The following is an 11955-nucleotide window of genomic DNA, read 5'->3' on the forward strand; positions in this document are numbered from 1 at the left end:
CCTGGAGGAGCTGCCGCGCCGTCAGCCCTGACCGGGCGCGCCGTCCAGCCGGGCGAGCTGCCCGCGCTCCAGCGCCGCGTACACCGCGCCGTCCGGGGCGACGGCGATGCCGTGCGGCTCGGCGCCCCCGCCCGGGAGGGGGTGGCCGTCGAGCCGCCCGTCCGGGCCGAGCACCCCGATCCGGCCGGCGCCCCACTCGGTGAACCAGAGCCGGCCGTCCGGCCCGGCCGCGATCGCGTGCGGGCGGGCCGCGCGGTCGGCCAGCGGGTACTCGGTCACCTCGCCGTCCACGGTGATCCGCCCGACCAGCCCGCCGCCGATGCCGACGTACCAGAGCGCGCCGTCCGTCCCGGCGGTGATGCCGACCGGCGCGGTGCCCCCGGTGGGCAGCCCGTGGACGGTCACCCGGCCGTCGACGGTGATCCGGGCGACGGCGTCGGCCTGGTTGAGCGTGCACCACAGCGCCCCGTCCGGCCCGGCCGCGATCAGCGACGGGAAGGCCCCGGCGAGCGGCAGCGGGAACTCCGTGACCTCACCCGCCACGGTGATCCGCCCGATCCGGCCGGCGTTCAACTCGGTGAACCAGAGCGCCCCGTCGGGCCCGGCGGCGATCCCGTACGGCCCGGCCTCCTCCGTCGGCAGCGCGTAGGACGTCGCCGTCCCGTCCACGGCGATCCGCCCGATCCGGTGGTCCCGCATCCGGCTGAACCAGAGCGCCCCGTCCGGGCCCGCCGTGATCACCGCGGGCCCGCACTCCGGCGCGCCGAGGCCGAAGCGCTCGACCGTCCCGTCCGCCGCCAGCCGCCCGATCTCCCCGGCGTGCACCAGGGTGAACCACACGCCCCCGTCGGACCCCACGGCCACCCCGTACGGCCCGGCCCCCGCCTCGGCCACCTCGAACAGTTCCACGCAACCCCTCCGCATCACTATCGCGACTCAAATCGCATTAGCGATGCTCGCACAACGGGTCACGCCCCGGCAACCGACTTCTCCCGCGCGTCCGGGTCCCCCCGCAGCACCGAGATGACGCCCATCACGGCGGCGCAGACCGGCACCGCGAGCAGGGCGCCGATGATCCCGGCGATGCCCGAGCCGGCCACCACGGCGACCATGATGGTGGCCGGATGCAGCTCCACCGTCCGGCTCTGGATGACCGGCTGGAGGACGTTGCCCTCGATCATCTGCACCGCGAGCACCACGCCCAGCGCCCAGAGCGCCGTACCGAGCCCGCCGTCGGCGAGCGCCACCAGCACGGCCACCGTGCCGGACAGGAAGGCCCCGACGAAGGGGATGTAGGCCCCCATGAAGACCAGCGCGCCGAGCCCGGGCGCGCCCGGCACCCCGAGGGCGATCAGGCCGATGGTGATGAAGCCCGCGTCGATCAGCGCGATCAGGGTGGTGCCCCGCATGAACCCGGCCATCGCGTCGAAGGCCCGCTCCGCGCAGGCGATCACCGTCGTGGCGCTGCGCTCGGGCAGGTAGGAGCGGATGGCGTCGCCGGTGCGGTGGCCGTCCCGGAGGAAGAAGAACACCAGGGCCAGCGCCAGCACCCCGCCGGTGATCAGCTGGGTGAGCAGGCCGAGCCCGGAGAGCACGCCGTTGGTGAGGGTGGAGACCAGCGAGTTGGTCTCGCCCTTGGCGTTGTCCAGGCCGTGCCGGATCTTCGCCCCCAGCGGGCCCAGCCAGTCGGCCAGCCGCTGCCCGGCCTCCTGGAGCGAGGAGGCGATCTGCGGGGCGCTGTGCACCAGCGAGTTGACCAGCAGCGCGATCACCCCGCTGACCGCGACCACCAGCACCACGCAGGTCAGCCCGGCCGCCAGGCTCCGGCTCACGCCCCGGCCCACCAGCCACGGCACCACCGGGTAGAGCAGCGAGGCCCCGAGCAGCGCCAGGACGAACGGCACGGTCGCGGCCCGCAGTTCGACCAGCGCGAAGACCACCAGCGAGGCGACGGCGATCAGCAGGATCACCGCCACCGACCAGGCCGCCGCCTGCCGCAGCCCGGGCGGCAGCATCAGGTACGGCCTGCGGTCGTCCGGCTGCCGCTGCTCGCCGGGCGCGCGCTCCACGGACACGGCCACCTCCGCCGGGGGTCGTCGACGATTCCGAACCGCCCCAGCTCAGCAGAGGTTCCGACGGGCCGCGCGGCGGATCGGCCGGGAGCACCCGAACGGGCGACCCGGGCGCCCTCCGGCCGAGCACCGCTCCGGTCAGCGGCGGCCGTCCAGCACCGAGCGCAGGACGCCGATCCGGTTGGAGGTGATGGAGGCGACCCCGGTGTCGCGCAGCCGGCGCATGGTGCGGCGCAGGTCGGCGGTCCAGGTGGAGACGGCGAGCCCCCGCTCCGCCGCGGCGGCCGTGAACTCGGGGGTGACCAGGCCGAACGGCGGGTTGAGGTAGCGCGGGCGCAGGTCGTCCAGCAGGGCGCGCACGGGCATCCGGGGCTGCTTCCAGGTGAGCGCGATCTCGGCGTCCGGGCTCAGTTCGCGCACCGCGAGCATGGCGGTGGTGGGGCCGCAGAAGGCGACCGCCGCCTCGGCGCCGAGCCCGGTGACGACCGACCAGGCGGCGGCGGCCGGGCCCGCGTCGTCCAGGTCGATCAGCAGCCGGCGGCCCTCGACGGCCGTCACCGCCTTGACCGCCTCGGCCAGGGTGGGGACGGCGAGCGGCCCCTGCCGCAGCTCCTCCAGCTGTTCGGCGGTGACCCGGTCGATCGACCGGGCGTCGCCCCAGAGCCGCTCCAGGGTGCGGTCGTGCAGCAGGACGGGCACCCGGTCGCGGGTGAGCTGGACGTCCACCTCGACGGCGTCGGCCCCGGCGGCGAGCGCGGACTCGACGGAGGGCAGGGTGTTCTCGCGGAAGCGGTACGGGTCGCCCCGGTGGGCGACGGCCAGCGGCTTGGCGGCGAGCGTTCCGGCGGCGAGCGGGTTGGCGGCGGCGTTCATCGGATCCTTCCCGAGAGCCAGGGGGTGAGGCTGTGGACGCCGATGTCCTCGCGGTGGCTCGGCTCCCCGGGGACGGTGACGATCAGCGTGGTGGACGGCGGGAAGGTGCGCGCCTTGACGTGCACCAGGTCGGACCAGACGGCGTTCAGGAAGCCGGGGACGCGGTCGCGGTCGACGTCGAAGGCGATGCCCTCGACGGTCACGGCGACCTCGTCGTGGGTGAACAGCCGGACGGTGACGGCGGGGCGGCCGTCGAACTCCAGCAGCGCCTCGTGCGGGATGGCGTCCAGTTCCCCGAGCGAACCGCCCGAGCCGCCCGGACCGTCCGGGCCGACCAGCCCGGCGAAGGTCTGGTCGCGGCCGATGTCGTGCTGGGCGCGGACGGTGCGGCCGTGCCGGGCGGCCACGGCCTCGATCGCGAGCACGGCGCTCTGGGTGGTCGGCAGGTGCGGGGGTGGCATCCGGGCGCCTCTCGGTTCGTTCCGGGACTCGTACGAAGGGGGTTACAGGGGGCTGCGGAGGGATCCGCGGGGATCCACCGGGCCGACTAGCGGCGTTCGATCATCACATTGGTGGACTTGATGACCGCCGTGGCGGGCGCACCGGGGACCAGGTTGAGCTCCACCGCCGAGTCCCGGCTGATCAGGGACACCACCCGGAACGGCCCGGCCTGGATCTCCACCTGCGCGGCCACGTCGCCCAGCACCACGTCGGTGACGATCCCCGGGAAGCGGTTGCGCGCCGAGGACGGCCGGCCCTCCGCCTCGGCGTTCTCCGGCCGGGCCAACTCCCGGGCGAAGGCGGCGAGTTCGGCCCCCGGGATGATCCGGTGCCCGTGCTCGTCCCGCGCGGCGGCGACCCGCCCGGCGTCCACCCAGCGCCGCATGGTGTCGGCGCTGACGCCGAGCAGCGCCGCGGCCTCGCCGATGCGGTACGGGTTGGCCGGCACCTCGGGCTGGCCCATGTGCGTCTCCTGACGGTGGTTCGGGTTCTCGGGGCGGGCGCCCCCGCGCCATCCTGCCGTACCGGCGGTACGGACGATCATGTGAGGGCCGCCCCACGGCATACCTTATGGCTCGCCGAAGAGGTCGCGCCGTGCCGCGTCCCCGGCGGTGAGCACCGCCCCGGCGAGCACCGCGCCGCCGCCCGCCGTACCGGCCCGCACCTCGGTGCTCAGCGGGGAGAGCAGCGCCAGCCGCCGCTCGACCCGGCCGGCCAGCTCCGGCCCGCCGGCCCGGCCTATCTCGCCGCCGAGCACCACGCAGCCGGGGTCCAGCACCACGCAGACGCTCGCCGCGCCGATCGCGATCCGCTCGGCCAGCTCGTCCAGGAAGCCCCCGCCCGCCTCGCCGGCCGCGAGGGCGGCCCGGACGGCGGCCTCGGCGGCGGGGGCGTCCCCGGCCCGGTCGGCGGGCAGCCCGTGGGCGCGGGCCAGCGCGCAGATCGCGGCGCTGCCGACCAGGCCGTGGAAGCCGCCCTCGCAGCTGTCGGCGCTGGGCAGGCCGACGGTGCCGGGGACGGGCAGGAAGCAGATCTCGCCGGTGCCGCCGGAGAAGCCCCGGCGCAGCCGCCCGTCCAGGATCACGGCGGCGCCGACGCTGTGGCCCAGCCAGAGCAGGACGAAGGTGTCGCGGTCGCGCGCGGCGCCGACCCGGTACTCGGCCCGCCCGGCCAGGTTGACCTCGTTCTCCAGGATCACCTCGGTGCCGGGCAGCAGCCGCAGCTCGGCGAGGAGTTCGGCGTGCCAGGCGGGGAGCTTGCCGGTGCTCTGCAGCCGCCCGGTGGCCGGGTCGACCAGCCCGGGGGCGCCGACCGCGACGGTGTGCAGCCGGTCGACGCCGGCGCCGCGCGCGGTCTCCAGCAGGGTGGCGACGATCTCCGCGGCGGTGTCCGGCCCGCCGTCGCCCTCGACCGGGACCTCGGCGGTGGCCAGGCTGCGCCCGGCCAGGTCGGCGACGACCAGGCTGACGCCGCCGGAGCGGACGTCGAAGGCGGCGAGGTGGGCCCGGGAGGCGACCAGCGCGTAGAGCCGGGCGTTGGGGCCGCGCCGCTGTTCCCCGCGCTCGCCGACGACGGCCACCAGGCCGGTGCGCTGGAGCCGTTCGAGCAGGTCCGCGACGGTCGGCCGGGACAGGCCGGTGAGGCCGCGCAGCTCGGTCGCGGTCAGCGGGCCCTGTTCGAGCAGGAGGTTGAGTGCCAGCCGGTCGTTGATCGCCCGGGCGGTGCTCGGCGTGGCCGTACGCGCGATGGTCATGGCGGATCATCCTTCCAGAGTGTTTCTATCAGGGTCCCTTCCTGATAGTTTATCGACCGTCACAGGGCACTGTCGCGCCCCACACCGCGCGACCGGGAGGGAACACCCCATGAACGGGACCACCGCGCCACCACCGCCACCGCCGGAACCGCTGAGCGCACCCCGCCGGGCCCGGGCCAGCATCGCCCTGGTCTTCTGCGTGCACGGGGCCGTCAGCGGCAGCTTCGTCACCCGCATCCCGTGGCTCCAGGACCGCCTCGACCTCTCCACCGGCCAGCTCGGCCTGGCCCTGGTCATGCCCGCCATCGGCTCCTCCCTCGCCATGCCGCTGGCCGGCCGCTTCGTGCACCGCTACGGCGGCCGGGCCGCGGTGCGCGGGCTGATCTCGCTCTGGTGCCTGGCCCTCGCCCTGCCCGCGCTCGTCCCCTCGCTGCCGGTGCTGTGCGCGGCCCTGCTGGTGTACGGCGCCGCGGCCGGGATGGCGGACGTCGCGATGAACGCCCAGGGCGTGGAGATCGAGGAGCGGCTCGGCCGCTCGATCATGTCCGGACTGCACGGGATGTGGAGCGCGGGCGGCCTGCTGGCCTCCGCCTTCGGCATCCTCGCCGCCCACCTGGACCTCGACGCCAGGCTCCAACTGGCCGTCACCGCGCTGGTCCTGCTCGCCCTCGCCCAGCCGGTCTGCCGCGGCCTGCCCGACATCCGGGCGCACGAGGGCGCGGAGGAGCCGCCGCGGTTCGCGCTGCCGCCGCGCAGCTCGCTGGTGATCGGGCTGGTCGGCTTCTGCGCGGTCTTCGCCGAAGGCGCCTCGATGGACTGGAGCGGCGTCTACCTGCGGGACGTCACCGGCGCCTCGGCCACCGTCGCCGCCGCCTCGTACACCGCCTTCTCGCTCACCATGGCGGTCAGCCGGCTCGCCGGGGACGCGGCGATCCGCCGGCTCGGCGCCGTCCGCACCACCCGCGTCGGCGGCGCCGTGGCCACCGTCGGCGGCCTGCTGGTGGTCGCCGCCGACAGCCCGGCGCTGGCCATCCCCGGGTTCGCGCTCCTCGGCATCGGCATCGCGGTGATCGTCCCGCTCGCCTTCGCCGCGGCCGGCCGGATCGGCAGCAACCCCAGCCAGGCCATCGCGGGCGTCGCCACCGTCACCTACACCTCCGGCCTGATCGCTCCCGCGGTCATCGGCGCCCTCGCCCAGGCCACCTCGCTGACCGTCTCCTTCGGACTGGTCACCGCGCTCGCCTTCGCCCTGCTGCTGAGCGCCGGGGCGCTGCGGCTGGCCGAACGGAATTCCGGCGGCGAGAACGTGACCGCAACGTCACCGGAAAAGCCTTCCGGAAAAGATCTCTCCACGATATGATGGTGAATTCCTGAGGGAATTCCCCGCTAAAGTCTCGAACCGCCGGGCGCGCCGCGTCCGGCGGTTTTCGTGCTCCGCGAGAGGGATTCCCCGTGTGCTACGATCCGGACGCCGCCCCGCCCGCCCCCGGTCCCGCCCCGTGGCCGCCGGCCGAGGCCGCCCCCCTGACCCTGACCTCGGCCGACGGCACCCGGTTCGGCGCCTTCCTGGCCCGCCCGGAAGTCGCCACCGGCGTCGGCGTGCTCGTCCTGCCGGACAACAGGGGCCTTTCCCCGTTCTACCGGCAGACCGCCGCCCGGCTCGCCGAACAGGGCCACCCGGCGCTCGTCCTCGACTATTACGGCCGCACCGCCGGAGCCTTCCCGGAAAAGCGCCCGGCGGAATTCGGCGAACTGCCGGACCTGCTCCCCCACCTGCTCGCGCTCACCCCCGAGGGATTGGACGCCGACATCACCGCCGCACTGGAACGGCTGCGCGCCGCCGGGCCCGCCGAGGTGGTCGCGCTCGGCTTCTGCTTCGGCGGCCGACAAGCCTTCCGGACCGCCGCGCCGCGCTTCGGCCTGGCCGGCGCGGTCGGCTTCTACGGCTACCCGGACACCCTCCACGGCGCCCCGGGGCCCACCCAGCTCGCGGCCGAGCTGACCGCCCCGGTCCTCGCCCTCTGGGGCGGCGCGGACGAGCACATCCCGGCCGCCGCCGTCGAGGCCTTCGACGCCGCGCTCACCGCCGCCGGCTGCCCGCACACCTTCGTCACCTATCCGGGGGCACCGCACAACTTCTTCGAGCTCGCCGCGGTCGACCACGCCGACGCGGCCCGGGACGCGTGGCAGCGCCTGCTGGGCTTCCTCGCCCGGCCGCGCTGAACCCGGATCCCGGCCCCCGCCCCAGGCCTTGGACCGGGGCGTGGACGGCGGCGGGGCCGGGGCCCGGGACCGGTTAGGCTCGGGCGGTGCTCGAGCCCGATGCCGTTCCCGTCCCGCCCCTCGCACCGCAGGTGCCCGCCGTCGCGCCGCGTTCCCCGTGGTGGCGGTTCGCCCTGCTGGTCGCGGTGCTCGCGGCGGCGGCCGGCTCGCTCCTGCTGTGGAGCCCGACGGAGCTGCTGTCCGGCGGGCTGGCGGACCGGATGCCTGGCTACTGGTTCGGCCCGCTGTTCGCCCTGGTCTACGCGGTGGGGACGCTCGCCTTCGTGCCCCGGCCGGCCCTGAACGCCGCGGCCGGGCTGCTGCTCGGCATCCAGCAGGGCGTGCTGCTGGCGGTGCTCGGCACCACGGTCGGCGCCGCCCTGGCCTTCGTGCTCGGCCGGGGCCTCGGCCGCGAGGCGCTCCGCCCGTACCTGCGCGGGAAGGTGCTCGGGGCGCTGGACCGGCGGTTCACCGAACAGGGCTTCCGCAGCGTGCTGGTGCTGCGGCTGCTGCCCGGCATGCCGTTCCAGGCGGCCAACTACGGCGCGGCCTTCTCCGGGGTCCGCTTCCTGCCCTTCGTGCTCGCCACCGCGATCGGCGTGGTGCCGACCACGGCGGTGTACGTCACGGCGGCGGCCAGCGCGGGCCGCCCGGGCTCGGCGGCCTTCCTGCTGTCGGCGGGGGTGATCGCGCTGCTGGTGCTGGGCAGCGTGGTGGGCCTGTGGCGGGCGGCCCGGACCCGCCGCCGGGCGACGGCCGGCTGAACCAAGCCCGTCCGTCCGCGGCCGCCCACCAGGACAAAATCGTTCGCGCCGGTGCGCCGCCGGAGGCCAGGATGGCGCGCATGACTGCACCGGACCCGCGGGTGGACCCGCCGATGACGGCCGACGAGGCCGCCACCCTGCACGCCTTCCTCGACTACCACCGCCACACCCTCGCGCTGAAGACCGAGGGCCTGACGGACGACCAGCTGCGGCTGCGCTCCGTCCCGCCGTCCAACCTCTCGCTGCTGGGCCTGGTCCGGCACATGGCCGAGGTGGAGCAGTACTGGTTCCAGTCCGTCCTACTCGGCCAGGAGAACGCCGAGGGGCACTTCTGGACCAAGGAGAACGAGGACGGCGACTTCGACGACGTCGACACCGCCGACGTCGCGGCCGACTTCGCCGTCTGGCGCGCCGAGGTCGAGGCCGCCCGCAGCGCCGCCGCCGGCCTGCCGCTGGAGACCGTCGGCAAGAAGCCGCGCCGCGGCCGGCCGGTGACGCTGCGCTGGATCCTCACCCACATGATCGAGGAGTACGCCCGACACAACGGCCACGCGGATCTTCTGCGCGAATTGATCGACGGATCGACCGGCGAGTGACCCTGCGGGTGACACCGCGGGTGAAATCGTTTCCGCATTGTTGACAGAAGGTCAATTACGCCGTGACCGCGACCGATAAGGTCAACGCGCGCAACCGTACGGCGCTGCGCCGCGTCAGTGGGAGTGCCCGGGTTCGCCCGGGTTTCCGGCGCGGCACGACTCGTACGGGGGTTGCGAGCGGGCACGGGACCGGTGAACAGTGCGATACTCGGACAGTTCCGACGAGTGGATGACGTGTCAAGAACGGCACGCACCCCCGGGGGACCAGGACGGGACGAGGCAGGGAGGCGCGGCATGGGAGCACTTCGCGACGAGCACCACAACGGGTGGCTGATGCCCTCGGGGAACTACCCGGCCGCGGTGTACGACGACGAGTGGGTCGATCAGGAGACGGTTCCGGCCGCCCCCGCGCCCACGAAGATCGTCTCCCTGCGGCCGACGGGCTTCGAGGCGGCCCGGACGGTCGGTGAGCACATCCGGGCGAGCATCCCGGTGGTCATGGACCTCACCGAGATGTCGGAGGCCGAGGCCAAGCGCATGGTCGACTTCGCCTCCGGGCTGATCTTCGGCACCCGGGGCGGCATCGAGCGGATCGCCCGGAGGGTCTTCCTGCTCACCCCGGCCGACGTCGAGGTCATGGTGATCGACCGCCCGATGGACGACACCGGCTTCTACAACCAGAGCTGAGCCGCCGCCCCGCGAGGGCTCACAGGCACCCCGAAACCGGGGACGGTACACCACCGTCCCCGGTTTTTTGCTGTCCGGGCGCCGAGATCCCGCGCATCACCTGAGAGCTCGAACAAAAGAATGAGACATCGGTGTCTCATGTGAACTAGACTCGGTCCATGGCCACCGACCGCGACACCGTCCTCGAAGCCGCCGTCGGCGTGCTCTCCCGCCGCCCGACCGCCCACCTGGACGAGATCGCGCGCGCCGCTGGCATCAGCCGCGCCACGCTGCACCGGCTCTTCCCGGGGCGCGACGCGCTGATCCGCGAGGTCGGCCTGCTCGGGCTGCGCCGGTTCGCCGCCGCACTGGACACCGCCGAGGTCGAAGAGGGCGACGCCGAGGCCGCGCTGCGCCGCCTGGTGGACGCCTCCGTCCCGGACGCCATGCTCTGCGCCTTCCTGGCCGGAGAGAACCAGCTCTACGAGAACGACGACATCAACGACCTCTGGGAGGTCCAGATCGCCCGGCTGCACGCGCTCTTCCTGCGCGGCCAGCAGCAGGGCGTGTTCCGCATCGAGCTGAGCGCCGCCTGGCTGAGCGAGGCCTTCTTCGACCTGGTGGCCGGCGTCGGCTGGTCCATCCAGGACGGCCGGCTCGCCCCGCGCGACGCCGCCTTCTCGCTCGCCGAGCTGTTCCTCGGCGGCGCGCTGCGCAGACCGGACGCGCGGACGCCCGTCCCTGCCGCCCAAAGCGCCACCCCCAGCACCGTCGACCGCAGCACCGCTGCCGTCACCACCCCCATCCACAGCACCGCCGACCACAGGCCGGACACCGATACACCATGAACACCCTGACCGCCCGCCAGCGCTGGACCGGCCTCGCCGTCCTCGTCCTGGCCGTGACCGTGGTCGCCCTGGACGCGACCGTCCTCTCCCTCGCCATCCCCTCGATCAGCGAGACGCTGCGCCCCAGCGGCACCCAGCTGCTCTGGATCGGCGACTCCTACTCCTTCGTGCTGGCCGGCCTGCTGGTCAGCATGGGCGCCCTGAGCGACCGGATCGGCCGCAAGAAGCTGCTGCTGGCCGGCTCCGCCGCGTTCGGCGCCGCCTCGCTGCTGGCCGCCTACGCGCCGAGCGCCGGCTGGCTGATCGTGGCCCGCGCCCTGCTCGGCGTGGCCGGGGCGACGATCATGCCCTCCACGCTCTCGCTGATCCGCGGCCTCTTCCCGGACGACCGGGAGCGGGCCACCGCGATCGGCATCTGGGGTGCGGCCGCCACCGCCGGAGCCGCCCTCGGGCCGGTGGTCGGCGGGGTGCTGCTGGAGCACTTCTGGTGGGGTTCGGTGTTCCTGCTGAACATCCCGGTGCTGATCCTGCTGCTGGTGTTCGGAGCCTGGCTGCTGCCGGAGTCCAAGGACCCGAAGCCGGGCCGCTGGGACGTGCTGAGCGTCGTCCTGTCGATGGCCGGCGTGATCGGCGCGGTGTACGCGGTCAAGGAGGCCGCCGCGCACGGCGTGGACCGCTGGGACGTGCCGGTCGCCTTCGTGCTGGGCACCGCCGCGCTGTTCGTGTTCGTCCGCCGCCAGCTGCGGCTGGAGACCCCGCTGCTCGACGTCCGGCTGTTCCGCGACCGGCGGTTCACCGCGGCCGTGTCGGCCTCGTTGATCTCCCTGATCGGGCTCTCCGGCGTGATCTTCGTGGTCTCGCAGTACCTCCAGCTGGTCCGCGGCTACCAGCCGCTCCAGGCGGGCCTGGCCGAGCTGCCGGCCTTCGCGGGATCGGTGGTCGGCGGCCTGCTGACCGCCCTGATCGCCCGCCGCTACGGTGCCCGCAAGGCGCTGACGGCCTGTCTGCTGGCGATGGGTCTGGGCGTGGGCGCGCTCGGCTGGCTGGAGCAGGACACCACCTACCTGCTGCTGGCCGCCTCCTTCCTGCTGGTCGGGACGGCCGAGGGCGTGGTCTACACGCTCGGCGCCGACCTGGTGCTGAACGCCGCGCCCGCCGACAAGGCCGGCGCCGCCTCCGCAGTCTCGGAGACGGCGTACGAGCTGGGCACCGCGCTCGGCATCGCGCTGGTGGGCTCGGTGGTCGGCTCGATCTACGCGAACGGGCTGGCGGTCCCGGCCGGGACGGACCCGGCGGCCGCCGCCCGGGCGGGCGAATCGCTGGGCTCGGCCGTCGAGACGGCGCAGGGCCTGTCCCCGGAGCTCGCCCAGCCGCTGCTGGCGAGCGCCCGGGAGTCCTTCGTCCACGGCATGAACAGCGCCGGGCTGCTGGCCGCCGCGCTGCTGGTCGGCGCGGCCGTGATGGCCTGGCGGCTGCTGCGCGGGCTGTCCGAGCCGACGGCCGGGGCGGAGACGGGCGCCGAGACCGGCCCGGAGGGCGCCGTCGACGTGTCGGCCGCGCAGCCGAGCGTCAAGGCGTAACAGCGCACCGAGAACGGCCGTTCCCCCGGGGGGAACGGCC

General features: G+C 74.7%; 12 protein-coding genes and 1 pseudogene. 7 read left to right on the plus strand and 6 right to left on the minus strand.

What is annotated here, in order from left to right; genetic code table 11:
* Positions 1–21 precede the first annotated feature (21 nt).
* The 6 genes from AMK13_RS21815 to AMK13_RS21840 all read right to left on the minus strand — a co-directional run bounded on the left by AMK13_RS21815 (position 22) and on the right by AMK13_RS21840 (position 5199).
* A complete protein-coding gene (locus AMK13_RS21815; protein ID WP_074003723.1) occupies positions 22–924 on the minus strand; it encodes a Vgb family protein in 903 nt (300 codons plus the stop codon).
* A 44-nt stretch (positions 925–968) separates the two neighbouring features.
* Entirely contained in the window at positions 969–2075 is a 1107-nt protein-coding gene (locus tag AMK13_RS21820; RefSeq protein ID WP_241852988.1) for an AI-2E family transporter, read from the minus strand.
* 135 nt (positions 2076–2210) lie between these two features.
* Complete coding sequence (locus AMK13_RS21825) at positions 2211–2945, minus strand: glycerophosphodiester phosphodiesterase (RefSeq protein ID WP_074003724.1); 735 nt, start codon at positions 2943–2945, stop codon at positions 2211–2213.
* On the minus strand, positions 2942–3406 hold the full coding sequence (locus tag AMK13_RS21830) for a hypothetical protein (RefSeq protein WP_074003725.1): 465 nt from the start codon (positions 3404–3406) through the stop codon (positions 2942–2944). Before AMK13_RS21830 ends, AMK13_RS21825 begins: the two co-directional genes overlap by 4 nt.
* A gap of 86 nt (positions 3407–3492) precedes the next feature.
* Positions 3493–3909: a TOBE domain-containing protein gene (locus AMK13_RS21835; RefSeq protein WP_181970475.1), complete on the minus strand. Its 417-nt coding sequence runs from the start codon at positions 3907–3909 to the stop codon at positions 3493–3495.
* A 105-nt stretch (positions 3910–4014) separates the two neighbouring features.
* Complete coding sequence (locus tag AMK13_RS21840) at positions 4015–5199, minus strand: ROK family transcriptional regulator (RefSeq protein WP_074003726.1); 1185 nt, start codon at positions 5197–5199, stop codon at positions 4015–4017.
* Positions 5200–5308: 109 nt separating this feature from the next.
* Here AMK13_RS21840 and AMK13_RS21845 point away from each other — a divergent pair, with 109 nt between their 5' ends.
* From AMK13_RS21845 to AMK13_RS21875, 7 genes and pseudogenes are all read left to right on the plus strand, one after another.
* On the plus strand, positions 5309–6559 hold the full coding sequence (locus tag AMK13_RS21845) for an MFS transporter (protein ID WP_074003727.1): 1251 nt from the start codon (positions 5309–5311) through the stop codon (positions 6557–6559).
* A gap of 92 nt (positions 6560–6651) precedes the next feature.
* Positions 6652–7422: a dienelactone hydrolase family protein gene (locus tag AMK13_RS21850; RefSeq protein ID WP_074003728.1), complete on the plus strand. Its 771-nt coding sequence runs from the start codon at positions 6652–6654 to the stop codon at positions 7420–7422.
* A gap of 86 nt (positions 7423–7508) precedes the next feature.
* Positions 7509–8225 (plus strand): TVP38/TMEM64 family protein, encoded by a 717-nt coding sequence (locus AMK13_RS21855; RefSeq protein WP_079272338.1) that lies wholly within the window; start codon positions 7509–7511, stop codon positions 8223–8225.
* A gap of 80 nt (positions 8226–8305) precedes the next feature.
* Entirely contained in the window at positions 8306–8821 is a 516-nt protein-coding gene (locus tag AMK13_RS21860) for a DinB family protein (protein WP_074003846.1), read from the plus strand.
* 294 nt (positions 8822–9115) lie between these two features.
* Positions 9116–9508, plus strand: a complete 393-nt coding sequence (locus AMK13_RS21865; RefSeq protein WP_053112231.1) for a cell division protein SepF — start codon at positions 9116–9118, stop codon at positions 9506–9508.
* Positions 9509–9666: 158 nt separating this feature from the next.
* A pseudogene (locus AMK13_RS21870) lies at positions 9667–10203 on the plus strand (TetR/AcrR family transcriptional regulator); the annotation flags it as partial.
* A 128-nt stretch (positions 10204–10331) separates the two neighbouring features.
* The gene (locus AMK13_RS21875; RefSeq protein ID WP_079272339.1) at positions 10332–11915 is read left to right on the plus strand and encodes an MFS transporter; all 1584 of its coding nucleotides are present in this window, start codon (positions 10332–10334) and stop codon (positions 11913–11915) included.
* Positions 11916–11955 lie beyond the last annotated feature (40 nt).

Source organism: Streptomyces sp. CB02056 (assembly GCF_001905545.1).
Lineage (GTDB): Bacteria > Actinomycetota > Actinomycetes > Streptomycetales > Streptomycetaceae > Kitasatospora.